14 protein-coding genes and 1 pseudogene are annotated in these 17033 nt (G+C 71.5%); 6 read left to right on the top strand and 9 right to left on the bottom strand.

Going from position 1 to position 17033, the window contains the following annotated elements:
* Window positions 1-40 precede the first annotated feature (40 nt).
* Window positions 41-4819 carry an Lhr family ATP-dependent helicase gene (locus QRN30_RS01855; RefSeq protein WP_284760244.1) on the bottom strand — a complete coding sequence of 1593 codons (4779 nt, stop codon included), beginning with the start codon at window positions 4817-4819 and terminating at the stop codon, window positions 41-43.
* A gap of 160 nt (window positions 4820-4979) precedes the next feature.
* Between QRN30_RS01855 and QRN30_RS01850 the strand changes: the two genes are divergently transcribed.
* Window positions 4980-5654: a PadR family transcriptional regulator gene (locus QRN30_RS01850; protein ID WP_017885844.1), complete on the top strand. Its 675-nt coding sequence runs from the start codon at window positions 4980-4982 to the stop codon at window positions 5652-5654.
* A gap of 137 nt (window positions 5655-5791) precedes the next feature.
* Here QRN30_RS01850 and QRN30_RS01845 read toward each other — a convergent pair whose 3' ends face one another.
* Window positions 5792-6412 carry an alpha/beta hydrolase gene (locus tag QRN30_RS01845; protein WP_140448565.1) on the bottom strand — a complete coding sequence of 207 codons (621 nt, stop codon included), beginning with the start codon at window positions 6410-6412 and terminating at the stop codon, window positions 5792-5794.
* Window positions 6413-6485: 73 nt separating this feature from the next.
* Here QRN30_RS01845 and QRN30_RS01840 point away from each other — a divergent pair, with 73 nt between their 5' ends.
* Window positions 6486-7028, top strand: coding sequence for an NUDIX hydrolase family protein (locus QRN30_RS01840; RefSeq protein ID WP_017885846.1), 543 nt, complete (start codon window positions 6486-6488; stop codon window positions 7026-7028).
* 6 nt (window positions 7029-7034) lie between these two features.
* Window positions 7035-8336: a hypothetical protein gene (locus tag QRN30_RS01835; protein WP_284760243.1), complete on the top strand. Its 1302-nt coding sequence runs from the start codon at window positions 7035-7037 to the stop codon at window positions 8334-8336.
* 327 nt (window positions 8337-8663) lie between these two features.
* Here the strand turns inward: QRN30_RS01835 and QRN30_RS01830 are convergent, their stop codons facing one another.
* Both QRN30_RS01830 and QRN30_RS01825 read right to left on the bottom strand, forming a co-directional pair.
* A complete protein-coding gene (locus tag QRN30_RS01830; protein ID WP_017885847.1) occupies window positions 8664-8867 on the bottom strand; it encodes a CsbD family protein in 204 nt (67 codons plus the stop codon).
* Between the two features lie 251 nt (window positions 8868-9118).
* Window positions 9119-10729 carry a DEAD/DEAH box helicase gene (locus tag QRN30_RS01825; protein ID WP_017885848.1) on the bottom strand — a complete coding sequence of 537 codons (1611 nt, stop codon included), beginning with the start codon at window positions 10727-10729 and terminating at the stop codon, window positions 9119-9121.
* A gap of 294 nt (window positions 10730-11023) precedes the next feature.
* Between QRN30_RS01825 and QRN30_RS01820 the strand changes: the two genes are divergently transcribed.
* A complete protein-coding gene (locus tag QRN30_RS01820; RefSeq protein ID WP_236559495.1) occupies window positions 11024-11851 on the top strand; it encodes an endo alpha-1,4 polygalactosaminidase in 828 nt (275 codons plus the stop codon).
* Between the two features lie 139 nt (window positions 11852-11990).
* Here QRN30_RS01820 and QRN30_RS01815 read toward each other — a convergent pair whose 3' ends face one another.
* From QRN30_RS01815 to QRN30_RS01800, 4 genes are all read right to left on the bottom strand, one after another.
* Window positions 11991-12350 (bottom strand): GntR family transcriptional regulator, encoded by a 360-nt coding sequence (locus tag QRN30_RS01815; RefSeq protein ID WP_031259158.1) that lies wholly within the window; start codon window positions 12348-12350, stop codon window positions 11991-11993.
* A gap of 10 nt (window positions 12351-12360) precedes the next feature.
* On the bottom strand, window positions 12361-12933 hold the full coding sequence (locus QRN30_RS01810; protein WP_284760523.1) for a DUF1684 domain-containing protein: 573 nt from the start codon (window positions 12931-12933) through the stop codon (window positions 12361-12363).
* 132 nt (window positions 12934-13065) lie between these two features.
* Window positions 13066-13548 (bottom strand): hypothetical protein, encoded by a 483-nt coding sequence (locus QRN30_RS01805; protein WP_159556132.1) that lies wholly within the window; start codon window positions 13546-13548, stop codon window positions 13066-13068.
* An 80-nt stretch (window positions 13549-13628) separates the two neighbouring features.
* A complete protein-coding gene (locus tag QRN30_RS01800; RefSeq protein WP_017885853.1) occupies window positions 13629-14267 on the bottom strand; it encodes a GNAT family N-acetyltransferase in 639 nt (212 codons plus the stop codon).
* Window positions 14268-14358: 91 nt separating this feature from the next.
* Here QRN30_RS01800 and QRN30_RS01795 point away from each other — a divergent pair, with 91 nt between their 5' ends.
* On the top strand, window positions 14359-14964 hold the full coding sequence (locus tag QRN30_RS01795) for a type 1 periplasmic-binding domain-containing protein (RefSeq protein WP_031259161.1): 606 nt from the start codon (window positions 14359-14361) through the stop codon (window positions 14962-14964).
* 36 nt (window positions 14965-15000) lie between these two features.
* A pseudogene (locus tag QRN30_RS01790) lies at window positions 15001-15309 on the top strand (DUF427 domain-containing protein); the annotation flags it as partial.
* Between the two features lie 27 nt (window positions 15310-15336).
* Here QRN30_RS01790 and QRN30_RS01785 read toward each other — a convergent pair.
* The gene (locus QRN30_RS01785) at window positions 15337-16596 is read right to left on the bottom strand and encodes an Nramp family divalent metal transporter (RefSeq protein WP_017885856.1); all 1260 of its coding nucleotides are present in this window, start codon (window positions 16594-16596) and stop codon (window positions 15337-15339) included.
* Between the last annotated feature and the right edge of the window lie 437 nt (window positions 16597-17033).

Raw genomic sequence — 17033 nt, 5'->3', positions numbered from 1 at the left:
CGGCATGTGGTCACCGCACGGCCGGGAGGCGCGGCTCGCCTCACACACGGAGCCGCAGCCCCTGCGGGGTCGCCGTGAACCCCGCCTGACGGAGCGCGCCGCCGAGCGGCGTCTCGAGCACGAAGTCCCCGTCGACCCGCTCGACCGAGAGTTTCCGCAGCCCGGTCCGGACGATCGAGGCGATCGAGGTGGCGGCAGCGGCGAGGTCGGCCGCGTCGTCGGTGAACGTGAGCACGGACTTGCCGCCCCGCTCGACGTACACGGTGAGCTTGCCGTCGACGGTCGTCACGAGGGCGCCTGCCTTGCGCCCGGGCCGGTGACCGCGGGTGGCCTTCGCACCGCTCGCAACGCCGCTCGCCGCATCGTTCGCGCCGGTGCTCGCCCCACCGGCTGCGACGGCATCGTCCGCGACTCCGGGGTCGACGTCGCCCGTGGGCCACGGCAACGAGGCCCCGTACGGGTTCGCCGGGTCGGTCGCCGCGAGCGTCAGGGCCTCGCGCTTGCGGTCCGGATCGCCACGCTCGTCGTCGCCGAGCTCGCGGGCGTAGGTGCGCAGCCGGTCGACGGTCGGGCCGGTGGCGAACTGGGCGGCACCGAGCCCCTCGACGAAGTACCCGCGACGAGCCCGGCCGGACTCCTCGAACCGCGAGAGCACCCGGTACACCCCCGCGAAGCCGCCGCGGACACCCTCGACCTGCACGGCGCCGCGGGTCACGACGCCGTAGCGTTCGAGCAGCTGTTCGGCGGTCGCCGCGGCCCGCACGGTCGAGTCGGACTCGGCCAGCGGCAGGAGCGACCAGCGACCCCCGACGGACGGCGGCCCGGACTGCGTCGGCATGGTCGGCCGCCGACGGCCGCGGTAGGCCCGGGCCCGTGGAGCGCTCGAGCTCTTCGCCTTGCCGCCGAGCATCGACCGCAGCGGGGCGAACGTGTCGTTCGTGATCTGCCCGGCCCAGACCAGGTCCCACAGCGCGGTCGTGAGCGCCTGGTCGTCGCTGCTGCCCACGGCCTGGCCCAGCTGCCGGAAGAAGTAGGCGCCGCCACCGGCCAGCGCACCGAGCACGTCGCGCTGCAGCTCGGTCGTCTCGTCACCGGAGGGCTCGGCGAGCGTCGTCGCCGCGGTGTCGGCCAGGTGCAGACGCACCCAGCCGTCGTTGCCGGGCAGTGTGCCGCCGCCGGACCACAGGACCTCGCCCGTGGCGGTCAGTTCGTCGAGCATGCTCGTCGAGTAGTCGGTGACGCGCGACGGCAGCACCAGGGTCTCCCACGCGCTGGCGGGCAGGGCCACCCCGGCGAGCTGGTCGATCACCTGCAGCACGCCGTCGACGCCACGGAGGCCACCGCGGGTCCCGGGGGTCTGCACGTGCTGCCAGGCCGGCAGGAAGCGGGCGAGGGTGTCCGGCGAGACCGGTTCGACCTCATGCCGCAGGGCCGCGAGGGACTTCGTGCGGATCCGTCGCAGGACCTCGGCATCGCACCATTCGGCACCCTGGCGATCGGGTCGGAACTCGCCCTCCACCACACGGCGGTCGGCGACGAGTCGGCGCAGGGTGTCCTGCACGACGGCGATCCCCAGGCCGAGGCGACCGGCGGCCTCCTGTGCGGAGAACGGTCCGTGCGACCTCGCGTAGCGGCCGATCAGGTCGCCCAGGGGATCCGCCACGGGCTCGATGAACGCCGTGGGCACACCGATCGGCAGCGGGACCCCGAGGGCGTCACGCAGACGGGCGGCGTCCTCGATCACGGCCCAGCGCGTCGCCCCGGCGTGCGAGAACGAGAGCACCCGGCGATCACGTTCCAGGGCGTGGAGCGTGCTGCGCAGTTCGGCGATGGCCCCGGCCCGGTCGGCGGTGTCGGCGAGCCAGCTCCGGTCGACCGCTTCGTCCAGGTCGAGCGCGCCGACCAGCCGCAGGACGTCGACGACCCCCTCGGCGTCACGGGCACGGCGGTCCGGCGAGAGCCTCTGCAGGTCGCGTTCCACCGACGTGATGACCGCGGGATCGAGCAGCTCGCGCAGCTCCGCACGACCGAGCAGTTCGCCGAGCAGCGTCGAGTCGAGCGACAGCGCCGCTGCCCGGCGTTCGGCGAGCGGGGTGTCGCCCTCGTACATGAAGGCCGCGACGTACCCGAACAGGATCGACCGGGCGAACGGCGACGGCTGCTCGGTCTCGGTCTCGACCAACCGGATCCGGCGCCCGGCGATGTCGTCGGCGATCCCGAGCAGGGCGGGCACGTCGTAGACGTCCTGCAGCACCTCGCGCACGGTCTCGAGCACGATCGGGAACGTCGGGTACTTCTGCGCGACCTCGAGCAGCTGCGAGGCCCGCTGCCGCTGCTGCCAGAGCGGCGACCGCTGCCCGGGGTTCCGTCGGGGCAGCAGCAGGGCGCGCGCCGCACACTCGCGGAACCGCGCGGCGAAGAGCGCCGAGCCGCCGACCTCGTCGGTGACCAGGGCCTCGAGGTCGTCGCGCTCGAACACGAACAGGTCGGCACCCGGCGGCTCGGCGTCGGTCTCCGGGATGCGCACGACGATCCCGTCGTCGGCCGCCATCGCGTCGCCGTCGATGCCGTGCCGTTCGCGCAGCCGCGCGGCGACGGCCAGGGCCCACGGCGCGTGCACCTGCATGCCGTAGGGCGAGTGCAGGATGAGCCGCCAGTCCCCGAGCTCGTCGCGGAACCGCTCGACGACGAGCGTGGTGTCGTTCGGCACGTGGCCGGTGGCCGCGCGCTGGTCGCGCAGGAACGTCAGCAGGTTGGTGACGGCACGCTCGTCCAGTCCGCCGGCGGCGACCCGGGCGCGGGCGTCGTCGTCCGATGCGCCCTCGACCTCGCGCACGAACGCACCGGTGGCCCGGCCGAGCTCGGCGGGTCGGCCGATGCCGTCGCCCTTCCAGAACGGCACGCGACCGGGCTGCCCGAACGCCGGGCTCACGACGACGCGGTCGTGGGTGATCTCCTCGATCCGCCAGCTCGTGGCACCGAGGGCGAAGACGTCCCCCACGCGTGATTCGTAGACCATCTCCTCGTCGAGCTCGCCGACGCGGGACGCCTTCTCGCCGACCATGAACACGCCGAACATGCCACGGTCGGGGATCGTCCCGCCGCTCGTCACCGCGAGCCGCTGCGCACCGGGCCGCCCGGTCAGGGTGCCGTGCACGCGGTCCCAGACCAGCCGTGGCCGGAGTTCGGCGAACTCGTCGCTCGGGTACCGACCCGTGACCAGGTCGAGCGTCGCCTCGAACGCCGACCGGGGCAGGCCGCTGAACGGGGCGCTCCGCCGCACGAGTTCGAACCAGTGCTCGACGTCGAGGGTGTCGATGGACCCGGCCGCCACGGTGTGCTGCGCCAGGACGTCGAGCGGGTTCGCCGGCACCGAGATCGACTCGATCTGGCCCGAGACCATCCGCTCGACCGTGACCGCGCTGTTGACCAGGTCGGCCCGGTGCTTCGGGAACAGCACCCCGCGCGAGATCTCGCCCACCTGGTGTCCGGCACGACCGACGCGCTGCAGCCCGCTCGCGACCGAGGGCGGCGCCTCGACCTGGACGACCAGGTCGACCTCGCCCATGTCGATACCGAGTTCGAGCGAGCTCGTCGCGACGACGCACCGCAGCCGACCGGACTTCAGGTCGTCCTCGATGATCGCGCGCTGGTCCTTCGACACCGAGCCGTGGTGTGCGCGGGCGAGCACCGGGACGGAGGCGTCCGAGCCCCCGCCGGCGGTCTGCCCGGATCCCCCGATGAGCTGCGCCGGCGGCCGTTTGGCCCCCTGGGGCGCGACCGCGTGCGCCGAGGTGCGCGCCGGAGACTGCGGCCGCCCCCGTGCCACGGGCAGGCCGTCGTCGTCCGGGGACGCCCCCGCCGGCACCAGGGCGCCGTCGCCGGCGGCGGCGAGCACGCGTTCCTCGTGGATCTCGTTGAGCCGTGCCGTCAGCCGCTCGGCCAGCCGCCGCGAGTTCGCGAACACGATGGTCGAGCGGTGTTCCTCGATCAGGTCGACGACGCGCTCTTCGACGTGCGGCCAGATCGACCCGTTCGTCGGCGACTCGGACGCGTCCGCACCGACCGGCGGCGCCCCGAGCTCGGTCATGTCGTCGACGGGCACGACGACCCGCAGGTCGAAGGTCTTCTGCGCCGGCGGCGCGATGATCGTCACCGGGGCGCGGCCGCCCAGGAACCGCGCGACCTCTTCCGGCGGACGGACGGTCGCGGACAACCCGATGCGCTGCACGGGCTTGTCGAGCAGGTCGTCGAGGCGTTCGAGCGACACGGCCAGGTGTGCGCCGCGCTTGCTCGAGGCGACCGCGTGGACCTCGTCCACGATGACGGTGTCGACGTTCACCAGGGTCTCGCGTGCCTGCGAGGTGAGCATCAGGTAGAGCGACTCGGGCGTGGTGATGAGGATGTCCGGCGGCTGGCGCAGGAGCTTCTGCCGGTCGGACGAGGGGGTGTCACCGCTGCGCACACCCACCGTGACGTCCGGTGGTTCGGTACCGAGACGGCGTGCGGTCTGGGTGATGCCGACGAGCGGGCTCCGCAGGTTGCGCTCGACGTCGACGCCCAGGGCCTTGAGCGGCGAGACGTAGAGCACCCGCGTGCGCTGCTTCGCCGGCGGCCGGTCGGTCGCGCTGATGAGCCGGTCGATCGACCACAGGAACGAGGCCAGGGTCTTGCCGGAACCGGTCGGGGCGATCACGAGCGCGTGCTGCCCGGTCGAGATGGCGTCCCACGCCCCGGCCTGTGCGGGGGTCGGTGCGTCGAAGGCGCCGCGGAACCACTCGGTGGTGGCGGGGGAGAAGCGCTCGAAGACGTCCGTCATGGTCCGTCCCATCCTGCCCGTCGCCACCGACAGCAGGCCGAGCGGACGTCGCTCTTGACAGAGCGATAGTTACCGATCTATCGTAAACACATCGCGATACGACGAAGACGATCAGGTCAGACCGGTCGCGAGCCGACTCAGCACGACGAAAGGACTCCTCATGCGCCCCTCGTATGACGACAACAGCAACACGTCCCCCCGCGACCAGCGCGGGTTCGGCCCGCGCGGCCCCCGCTTCGGCGGCGCGCGGCAGCACCACGGCGCCGGCTTCCCCGGCCGCGACCGCGGTGACCACGACCACGGCGGCCGGGGCTTCGGTGGCCGCGGGTTCGGCCCCGGCTTCGGCCCGGGCATGGGCTTCGGTCCCGGATTCGGCGGCCCCGGCTTCGGTCGCGAACGCCGTCGCCGCGGCGACGTCCGACTCGCGATCCTCGGCCTGCTGGCCGAGGGCCCGCAGAACGGCTACGCCGTGATCAAGACCATCGCCGAGCGCACCGGCGGCGCCTGGAAGCCGAGCCCCGGCTCGGTCTACCCGACGCTCCAGCAGCTCGTCGACGAAGACCTTGTGGTCTCGTCCGGCGACGGTCGCAAGACGCTCTTCGAACTCACCGACGCCGGCAAGGCCGAGACCGAGGCCAAGGCCGACGAGATCGCCGCGGCACTCGACGGGGCCCCTGGCATCCCGGACGCCCAGCGCGAGTTCTTCGAGGCGCTCCGGAAGACCATGGGCGTCCTGCACATGTACCGCAGCACCGCGACCGAGGAACAGGCCAAGGCGGCCACGGCCAAGGTGGACCAGCTCCGCAAGGACCTGCTCCAGATCCTCGCCGACTGACGGACGTCACCCACGACGGACAGGAGGCCCGGTGCCAGCTGGCACCGGGCCTCCTGTCTGCCTGCACTTCGTGAGCAGCTGTGGTCGGGTCCGCGCGTCGGACCCGACCATTCGTGCTCACGAAGCGCGCGCAGCGCCTACCCGGCGTCGACGAAGGCCGCCACGTCCGCAAGCTCCGCCGTCGACACCGCGTGCGGCAGGCCCGCGTAGGTCCGGTCGGTCACGTCGGTGTGCGCCGCGGCCCACGCCTGTGTCCGAACGGTGGCCTCGGGCGGGATCACCGGGTCGAGGTCGCCGTGCCCCAGGAAGACCCTCGGCCGCACAGCCGAGACGGCCTCGTCACGCGAATCCGTGACGCCCGGCACCACGAACCCCGACAGCGACACCGCGAACGCGAAGGCCGCGGGCCGTGCCCGCAGGAGCTGGAGCGCCATCGAGCCGCCCTGCGAGAACCCGAGCAGTCCGATGCGCGTGTGGTCGGCGGCGACGGAGTCGATCCAGTCGAGCACCTCGTCGACCGCGGCGTCGACCGCCTCGGGCGCGGGGGAGCCGGGGGTGCCGAGCGGGTACCAGCTGAAGCCGGGCCCCCACGGCATCGTTGCCCGGAGCGAGGCGACGGTCCACGCGGGCGGCAGCGCGGGGGCGAGTCCGAGCAGGTCGTGCTCGTTCGACCCCACCCCGTGCATCGCGACGAGCAGGGGTGTGCCCCGCCGGTCCGAGGCACTCCGTGTCCACTGCACCAGGTCCGCATCGATCATGTGGACAACGCTAACCATCCCCAACTCCCGCGCCTTCCGCCGAACTCGCTGCCGTCCCTGGTAGACACGGTGCATGTCCTCGCTGCGCACCCCCGATCCCGACTCCGGCTGGCTGTCCGACGAGGAGCTCGCGAACGTCCGCCGTCGTCTGCCGATCTGCTACGTCGAAGCGGTCCCCGTCCGCACCGACGGCCTCGGTGTCGTGACCGAGGTCGGGGTGCTGCTGCGGGTCTCCCCGAGCGGTTCGATCGCCCGCACCCTGGTGTCCGGTCGCGTGATGTTCGGCGAGTCGATCCGCACCGCACTGTTCCGCCACCTGGAGAAGGACCTCGGGCCGATGGCGTTCCCGCAGCTGCCCTCGAGCCCGGCGCCGTTCACCGTGGCCGAGTACTTCCCGCTGCCCGGTGCGTCGGTGTACACCGACGAGCGGCAGCACGCGATCTCGCTGGCCTACGTCGTCCCGGTCACGGGGACGTGCGAGCCCCGGCAGGACGCTCTCGAACTCACGTGGATGAGCCCGATGGAAGCCGCGTCCGACGCCGTCGCCGACGAGATGGAAGGCGGCCGCGGCGCCCTGCTCCGGGCCGGTCTCGCGTCGGTCGGCGCCCTGCACTAGGCGTCCATGAAAGCCGTCGGCAGCTGGAGCATTCGAGACAGCGTAGGTCAGGCACTCTTTCTGCTCCTGTCCGACTCTGAGGCATGGCACCACCGAAAGATCGAGAGCTACCGACTGTTAGACGGGCCTCGTAGTCGCCGTCAGGTCTCCATTGATCTGACCGTACCGAACGACGAGCGCCTTCTCATCAGATCTGATTTTGCGGACGAAACCAATCAGATCCTCGTTCCCCTGGCGTTGGTGAAGAAGGCAACACTTCAGGACTTCGACGCCACCGCCGGCACGTCTCCAATGCTGATCGCTGACACGGCACTCAACGGCGCCGCTTCGTTAGAGCTCCTTCGTACGTCTTGGAGCTTTGATCTGGGACGGTCCCTAACAGAACGCGAGAACACCTTCCTCGACTCAGTCGTGTTCAGCTCTGGTGATGCTGAGCGATCGATGGTCGATATCTTCCTGGATGAGTGGATGCATCGAGATCCCGAAGGTGCCGCTGCGCTGTCGGATGAGACGCGGGCGCTGATGGGTTCGCTAGAGCGATGCTTCTTGCTGATCGGCTTGCTCCCAGCAGACCACGCTGGGACTCACATACTCGTCAAGTACTCGGAGCATTGGGAACTTGTGGCTGCCGAACGCACGAGCGGTTTCACGGTCTGGAGATGGCTCCTAGCTTCGACAGGCTGGGCCAGCGTGGCGCTCGAAATCGACTTGAATGACGCCGGCCTACGTCCGAACTCGTATCACGTTGAGGTTCACGCCCCGACAGGACTGCTCAACGAAGGGCTGACGGTAGAACGCCTTATCGAGGAGACGGATTCATCAGAAGGCCCCTTGGCAGAGGACTCCCGGCACACATCCATCAGCCACGTCGCAGTTCGAGGTATTGAGGTTCCGCAGCACGCTTACGTGGACTTGGGCGTTGCAACTCACGGGTTGCTTGCGCGGGCTGCGATTGCTTATGGCGCGAGTGCGGGTCTCTTTGTCGCCTCGTGTTTCCCGGCCGTCGCCGGCGCGATATTCGACCCAGATGCTCGCGCTGCCACGTCCTTGTTCCTCGCTGTGATTGCCGTACTGCTCGGATCTCTCACACGCGAGGCAGAGAACCCGATCTCGTCTCGCTTCTTGCTCCCATTGCGCATCGCGCTGATTGTGCTCGCCGCTCTCTACTTCGTTGTTGCTGCTTTTGTGGCAGTAGGGTCCGGGTTCGATCTTGGAGTGGCGGCACTGCGAGGTGGGCTCGGTTTGACCGGTATCGGGGCTGTTCTTGTGGTCGGAGGGTACTTCGAATGTCGGAGGAGACAGGTATGACTGGCGTGAACTGGTAACAAGATCTGGGTTCAACGGGCGAGGGGTAGGGTGAGCGAATGGCTGACAAGAAGACGAGCGGAAGCGCAAGGAACGTCCTCGGCCGAGTGACGAGCAGCGAGGGTCGCGCTCCATCGTCCGTCCAGGTGAGGGCGGATCAACTCCGGTCTCGGGCGCAGCGAGTCAACGAGCAGTACCAGCCGAGCAAAGCCAACCGAATACGTTAACGCGGGCAGACAGTTGAAGTGTGGCTGGCCCTAGCCCCGCGCACGACGAAGCCCCCGGATCCGATCGGATCCGGGGGCTTCGCAGCGCGGTCGCGAACCGGCTTCAGTGCTTGTCGTTCTTGAAGCTGTCGGCGACGCCGTGCGCGGCGTCCTTGACGTCGGTGACGCCCTGCTTCGCCGAGGCCTTGCCCTGGTCGGTCTGGCCTTCGGCCTTCAGGCGGTCGTTGTCGGTCGCGTTCCCGACGGCTTCCTTGACCTTGCCTGCCGCCTTCTCAGCGGCGTTCTTGATGTCATCGATGCCAGCCATAGGCACTCCTTCCAGAAGCGGACGTGTTCCCCGTCAGCCGCTTGCGCGGCATCCGGTGAAGCAGACCGTACGCCCGCCGGGGTACCCCACCCCCAGCCCCCGCCAAGGTTCCGCCCCCGCCTTCACGCAAAACACCGGTGTTCGCGGATCACACCCCTGGATGCGGGGGTGCGAAACGAGAACACCGGTGTCTTGCGAGCACCGCCGGGCTCAGACCAACGGGCTCAGACCACGCGGGTCGAGCGGGTGGTTCAGTGGCGGTCCGCAGCGCCGGCCGGACGGGAGGCGCGGCGCGAGCCACCACGACGGTTGCCGCCCGACTCGTTGCCGGACCGACCCGCGGCGTAGCCGCCCTCGGACGACCAGACAGCCGACGAGCCGCCGCGCACGACGTCACCGCTGCCGGAGCGGCGGTTGCCGCCGCTGCGGCGACCACCGGTCGAACCGGCGGCCGCGGCGCCGGAGCGCCCGGCGCCCTCGGAACGCGCGCCACGGGCCGGACGGCCCTGACGGCCCCCGGCCGAACCGGCGGACTCGCCAGCGGAACCGGAGCGTGCGGGCTGCGCCGCGCCTCCCGACCGACCGCCGCGACCACGGCGACGACCGCCACCGTCACCGGCGGACTCGGCAGAGCGCTGCTTGGGCTGACGCTGCTGGGTGGGCTGCTCCTCGGCGACGTGGCGGATCGGGGCGACCTCGCCGACGAGCGCGGTGACCGCGGCGGAGGTCGAGGTGACGTGCTGCGGGGTGACCTTGATCGCGGCCGCACGCATCATCTGCGCGACGTCGCGACGCTCGGCGGGCATCGTCACCGTGACGACGTCACCGGACGAACCGGCGCGCGCCGTGCGACCCGAGCGGTGCAGGTACGCCTTGTGCTCGGTGGGCGGGTCGACGTGCACGACGAGCTCGACGTTGTCGACGTGCACGCCACGGGCGGCGACGTCGGTGGCGACGAGCACGAGGGCCTCACCGGAGGAGAACTTCGCGAGGTTGCGCTCACGGGCGCCCTGCGACAGGTTGCCCTGCAGGTCGACGGCCGGGATCCCCTGGCTGCTGAGCTGCTTGGCGAGGCGCTTGGCGTGGTGCTTCGTGCGCATGAAGAGGATGCGGCGACCGTTGCCCGAGGCGAGGGCGCTCACGAGGTGCTTCTTCGCGTCGGCGTCGGCGACCTCGAACAGGTGGTGGGTCATCGCCTCGACGGGGCTGTTCGCCTCGTCGACGGAGTGCATCACCGGGTTGTGCAGGAACTTCTTGACGAGCTTGTCCACACCGTTGTCGAGCGTGGCGGAGAACAGCAGACGCTGTCCCTTCTCGGGGGTCGCCTGCATGATCTTGGTGACACCGGGCAGGAAGCCCATGTCGGCCATGTGGTCGGCCTCGTCGAGGACGGTGACCTCGATGTCGCCCAGGTTCACGTGGCCCTGCTGCATGAGGTCGGCGAGGCGACCCGGGCAGGCGACCACGACGTCGACGCCGCCGCGCAGGGCGTCGACCTGACGACCCTGACCGACGCCACCGAAGATGGTCGTGGTGTTGAGGCCCATGGCCTTGGCGAGCGGGGCGAGCGCGACGTCGATCTGCGTCGCGAGCTCACGGGTCGGGGCGAGCACCAGCGCGCGGGGGCGACCGGCGCGGCGCTTGCGGCCACTGGCGGCGAGGCGGGCGACCAGCGGGATCGCGAACGCGATGGTCTTGCCGGAGCCGGTGCGGCCGCGGCCCAGGACGTCCTTGCCCTGCAGGGAGTCCGGGAGCGTGTCCGCCTGGATGGGGAACGCCATGTCCTTGCCCTGGTCGGCGAGGACGGAGACCATCGGCGCGGGGACGCCGAGGTCGGAGAAACGGATGTCTTCGGTGGTCATGGTGACCTTTCGAGCCGGAGCGAGCCGGCTGTGGGCGCACTTGCGAGGCAGCGCGCGGGCGGGATGCGCGCCAACGATGTGGCTGGCGCAGTCGCCGCAGCAGAGAAGCCTGGGCACCTTCGTGAGGTGCTCGATCATCGACCGGAGTCCGGAGACAGGTGGTCGGGAGTTCGGGGCGTCCGTACGACGCACGAGGCGATCGGCGCCTCGAGTACGACCAGCATAGCGTGCACATGCCCGGATCAGCGAGGGCCGGGTGGTTCTCCCCGCGCATGCGAGGATTCCGGGGTGCGCATGCGAACCGTCCTGTTGACCACCGCGATGGCCCTGGTGGCCGTCCTCGGCACCGCCGGCTGCGCCGAGGCCGCGACGACGAGCGCGGCCGCCAGCTACCGGAACCTGCCGACCTCGGGCCGTGTGGACTACCAGCTCGGCGGCGGCTACACCCCGCCGTCCGGCGTCACGATCGTCGAGCGCGACAGCACCGACCGCCCGGCCAAGGGCAAGTACAACATCTGCTACGTCAACGGGTTCCAGACGCAGCCCGAGGCCGCCCGCACGTGGAAGAAGTCCTACCCGTCGGCGATCCTCCGCGACCGCGCGGGCAAGCCGGTCTCGGACCCGGGGTGGCCCGACGAGATGCTCCTCGACACCCGGACGGCGGCCAAGCGTGCCCTGATCACGAAGGTGCTCGCGAAGACCGTTGCCCGCTGCGCTGACCGCGGGTTCGACGCGGTCGAGTTCGACAACCTCGACTCCTGGACCCGCAGTGGCAAGCGGCTCACCCGGTCCGGCAACCTGGCGCTCGCGAAGTCGCTCGTCGCCAAGGGACACCGGCACGGCCTGGCCGTCGGGCAGAAGAACACACCGCAGCTCGGGGCGTCCGGCCGGAAGCAGACCGGGTTCGACTTCGTCGTCGCCGAGGAGTGCGTGCAGTACCGGGAGTGCGCGGCGTACACGAAGGCCTACGGCGGGCGGGTCATCGACGTGGAGTACTCGGACACCCTCAAGCGCTCGTGGGGGTCGGTGTGCACGCTGAAGAGCCGTCCGGCCATGACGATCCTGCGCGACCGCGACCTGGTGACCCCGAAGGACGACGCGTACGTCTACAAGCGCTGCTGATCGCTCGGGCGTTCCTTCCCAGAACGCGTGCGATGCCTGGTCGAATCGGGCGGAGCGGGTCGGAACTTCCGACCGGGTACGCCCGGAACGACCGGGTACGCCCGGAAGCGCCAGCCAGCCGGGCCAGCCCCGCGCAGCCCTACGCCGGCCAGGCCTCGCGCAACGCGGTCGCGGCCTGGTCCGCCGACAGCCCCGCCGAGCGCGCCGCGCCGGCCAGGGCACGAGCGGCCTCGGCCACGGCGTCGGGGACCGCCGCCGGCCGCACCACCCGGGTGCCGGCGCCCCGTGCGGTGTGCACGAGCCCGGCTTCCTCGAGCAGCTGGTAGGCCTTCGCGACGGTGCCGGCGGCGAGGCCGAGCTCGTCCGCCAGCCCCCGCACGCTCGGCAGCCGTTCGCCGTCCACCAGGTACCCGGCGGCGATCTGCGCGGCGATCTGCGATCGGACCTGCTCGAACGGGGGCACGCGGCCGCCGACGTCGAGGGCGACGAGTCCTGTCATGCGTTCCACCCTAGAAGTCGTACTGCTCGCCGACGGGGATCGGGACCGGCACGGTGTTGCCCGGAGGCGCGAGCGGGCACGCCCACGCCGGGTCGTACGCGCACGACGGGTTGTAGGCGAAGTTGAAGTCGAGCACGAGCGACCCGAGGTCGTCGCCGCCCAGGTCCGAGCCCTTGATGGTGTCGAGCAGGTAGCGGCCGCCGCCGTAGGTGCCGCGGGCCTTGCCGGCGCTGGCGTCCTTGACGGGCACGAACACCCCGCCCGCGTAGCCGCCGTGCTTCCAGACGTCGAGGGTGCCGACACCGGGGACCCGCACCAGGCCGAGGCGGTCGAAGTGGACGACGCCGTCGGTGCCGGTCTCGAAGTCGAAGTCGGCGGGCTCCGTGGCCTCGATGCGGACCTGGAAGCGCCAGGCGGGGTCGTAGTCCGGCACCGGCAGGGACTCGAAGCCGCGGGCGTCCTCGTCGAGCAGCGGCGACGCCGGGTGCTCCGCGAACATCGCGTCGCGGGTCTCCCGCCAGAGCGCGTGCGCCGTCTGGGGGTCCGGCGTCGCGCGGACACGGCGGTACAGGTCGAACGTCATCCGCCGCCAATCCGTCGTCGCCAGCGTGCTGCGCACACGGTCGTCGGTCGTCGGCTCCTGGGGGCGCGTCTGGCTCACGTGGACGAGGCTACGCCCGCTGCGCGGTGGACGGGAGGCCCGACCCGCGTCGCGTCACGCGCCGTCGGTCCGCCAGGTGGGCGCGAGGGCACGCATCCGGAACGCCCGCCACTGCCAGATGACCCACATGCCGGGCCACAGGGCGAGGCCGAGGGCGGCCGGTCGCATGCGGTAGGTCAGGCGGTCGAGCAGCAGGGTCCGGCCACCCGGTGCGGGGAGGACGGCCATCCGGTGCGACATCGTCATCCGGCCGAACAGCCCGGACGTGCCACCGCCGTTGTCGCGCTGCACGGGGACCCCCTGCACCTCGTACAGGTCGAGGTCGACGTGCGTGTCGCCGCTCGGCACCAGGCCGAAGGCGTCCGCGGTGATCGGGTGCGGGTGACCGGGTTCCCACCGCTCGGGGAACCCCTGCGGATCGCGGGAGCGGTAGGCCAGGAAGGGCTTCGTCACCGCCACCATCACGGACGGGGACAGCAGGGCGTCGCGCACGGCCTCGACCGGCGCGTCGAGGACGATCCGGAGGCCGACGTGCATGCCGGTGACGCTACGCCCGCGGGCTGGGCGCTGCTCCGTGCGTCGCCCATGCGGGCATCGCACCCGTCGCGGCGCGGGGATCAGGCGTGCCGGGCCGACCGGCGGCGGGACCCCTCGGCGCGGTCGTGCCGGCGGAGCCGCTCGGCCAGTCCGAGCCGGACGGCCGGCCACTCCGACGCGATGACCGAGAAGACCACGGTGTCGCGCAGGGTGCCGTCTCGGCCGATCGCGTGGTTCCGGAGCACGCCGTCCTGCTTGGCGCCGAGGCCCGCGATGGCCGCGCGCGACTGCAGGTTGTGCCAGTGGGTGCGGAACTCGACCGCGATGCACTGCCACGCCTCGAACGCGTGCGAGAGCATGAGCAGCTTCGACTCGGTGTTGATCCCCGAGCGCTGGGCAGACTTCGCCAGGAACGTGCTGCCGATCTCGACGTGACGGTTGCCCGTGTCGATGTTCATGAAGGTCGTCGCGCCCACCACCCGCCCGGTCGGGCGGTCCCGCACGGCGAAGGGCACCATGCGGCCGGCCTCGTGCTCGGCGAGCCGCCGGTCGATCTCGGCCTCGACCTGTGCCGGAGCGGGCACCGAGGTGTACCAGGTGCGCCACAGATCGCCGTCCGCGACCGCCGCCCGCAGGTCTTCCGCGTGCTCCTGCCCGAGGGGCTCGAGGGTCACACGGTCGCCGGTCAGGGTGGGCACGGGGGCGATCTCCATGACCATGCATCCTACGGTCGCCGACCCTGGCGGAACCCGGTCGGACGGCGACCCTGTGGAGAGGGACAGCATCGCCCGGACAGCTATCGTGACGGACGTGGCAGAACGCACCCAGGAGAAGTACCAGGTCCGGTTCGCGTGGGGTCCCGGAGGCGCGGCACGCATCGCCCACGGCACCCACCTGCTCGTCTGGGTCGACGCCCTGCCGCCGAGCCCCGACGCCGCCGCGCAGCGGCGCGCGCTCCGGAACGTGAGCGCCCAGCTGCCGGAGGGTCCGGAGGTCGTGCTCGGCCACCTCGGCAACGCGGCGGCTGTCGCGGAACGGGTGACGGGCCTCCAGGCCGCACGTGGTGACCGCTGCGTCGTCGCGATCGTGGCCGCCGGGCTGCACCACACCGCGACCCTCGACGACGCGGCCGAGGCGGCGGGGGAGTCCGTCGACGTCGCCGACGCACCCGACTTCGCCGTCGAGGACCTGCTCGCCGCCGGAGCCGTCGTCGACGCACTCACCGAGGTCGGCATCGACCACACCTCACCCGAGGCCGCTGCGGCCTGCGCGGCGTACACGGGGCTGCGCCGTGCCGTGCGGCACCTGGTCAGCGCGTCCGAGGGAGCCGCCGTCCTGAGCCGGGACGACGTGCACGCGGCGCTCGCCGCAGGCCCCGACCTGCCCGTCCTGCGGGAATCGGGGGAGCGCGCGTAGCGTTCGCCCCGTCACGGAACCAGCGAGCGAAGGAGCAACGCCATGAAGGCAGTCGTCGGCGACACGGTGATCGCGGAGGCCCCGGAAGAGGACCTCATCAAGATCGAGGGCAACTGGTACTTCCCGCCGTCGAGCGTGCACACCGAGCTCTTCACCGAGAGCCCCACCCAGTACCACTGCCCGTGGAAGGGCGACACCCAGTACTTCACGGTGAACGTGGACGGCCAGGCGCTGCAGGACCGCGCGTGGTCGTACCCGACGCCGATCCCGTCGTCGTTCGAGCGTGTCGGCAAGGACTACTCGGGCTACGTCGCGTTCTGGAAGGACGTCCAGGTCGTCGCGTGACGACCGCCGCGCCCTGAACGGTGTGCCTCAGCCGGTCAGGGTGAGCACCACCAGCGCGATGTTGAGCGCCACGATGACCGCCGCGATCACCCACGCCACCACGCGGGTGATCGCGGCGTTCACGTCGGTGCCCATCACGCTCCGCCGTGACGTGTAGACCACGAGCGGCACGATCGCGAAGGCGATCCCGAAGCTCAGCACCACCTGGCTGACGACGAGCAGCATCGTCGCGTCGATGTGCAGCGCGAGCAGCACGATCGCGGGCACCAGGGTGATCGCCCGCCGGGCCACCAGCGGGATCCGCACGTGCAGCAGCCCCTGCATGATCTCCGCTCCGGCCATGCAGCCCACCGAGGTCGAGGCCAGTCCGGACGCCAGCAGTCCGACGGCGAAGAGGACCCCGACGACCGGGCCCACGTTCTCGGCGATGGCCCGCTGCGCCCCGGGGATCGAGTCGGTGCCCGCGACGCCCGGCAGGGTGGCCGCGGCGAGGACGAGCATCGCGATGTTCACCCCACCCGCGACGATCAGGGCGAGCCCGACGTCCCACCGGGTCGCGACGAGCACCCGGCGACGCTCCGGCCCGGCGGGGACGTCCCCGTGACGGTCCCGGGCGAGCGCCGAGTGCAGGTACACGGCGTGCGGCATCACGGTCGCGCCGAGCATCGAGGCCGCGAGCAGCACCGACCCGGCGCCCTCGAACCGCGGCACGAGCCCGGCGACCAGGTCGGCCGGTGTGACCCGGGCGAACAGCAGCCCGGCGCAGAAGCCCACCGTCAGGATCGCGAGCATCGCCGTCACCACGGTCTCGAACAGGCGCGTGCCCCGGCGGCTGTGCAGGGTCAGCAGCAGCATCGAGACGAGCCCGGTGATGATGCCGCCGACCACGAGTGGCAGGTCGAAGAGCAGGTAGAGCGCCAGCGCGCCGCCGATCACCTCGGCGATGTCGGTCGCTGCCGCCACGATCTCGGCCTGGCCCCAGAACAGCAGGCGCGGCGCGCGCCGCATCCGCAGGCCCAGGTGTTCGGGCAGCGACTTGCCCGTCACCACCCCGAGCTTGGCGGACAGGTACTGCACCACCACGGCGCTGGCGTTCGCTGCCACGAGCACCCAGAGCAGCAGGTAGCCGTACTCGGCCCCGGCGGTCAGGTTGGCGGCGACGTTGCCCGGGTCGACGTAGGCGATGGCTGCGACGAAGGCCGGTCCGAGCAGGGTGAGGCCGGCTGCACGACGACGCGGGGCGCCGGGTGGGCGCTCGTCGAGCCGGGTGCTGGCAGTGTCGGTCATGCACCGATCCTGCCAGAGGATTCGGCATGCCGAATCTTTTTCTTCGCCGATGCTGCGTTCGGTGGCCACCACGCCCGTGTGCGTGCCGTGCGCGGTCGCGATCCGTCGGCTGCGAGGCCGTCGGGCGACGGTTGGTGACCGCTCGGCGGAGGCGAGCGGGGTGTCGTGACCGCTCGCCGAAGGCGGACGGGAGGCCCGTGGCGGCGCTGCCACGCGCCTCCCGGCCGGTGGCTGGTCGCGACTCGTCGCGTGCGTTGCGTCGAGTGGTCGCGAACCGTCGGCTGCGAGGCCGTCGGGCGACGGTTGGTGACCGCTCGGCAGAGGCGAGCGGGGTGTCGTGACCGCTCGCGGAGGGCCGGTGGCTGGTCGCGAACGGCGGACTGGAGGCCCGTGGCGGCGCTGCCACGCGCCTCCCGGCCGGTGGCTGGTCGCGACTC

It is taken from the genome of Curtobacterium sp. MEB011 (genome assembly GCF_030209655.1).
Classification (GTDB): domain Bacteria; phylum Actinomycetota; class Actinomycetes; order Actinomycetales; family Microbacteriaceae; genus Curtobacterium; species Curtobacterium poinsettiae.
The sequence above is the reverse complement of the archived record's forward strand: the minus strand, read 5'-3'. Positions and strand labels throughout refer to the sequence as shown.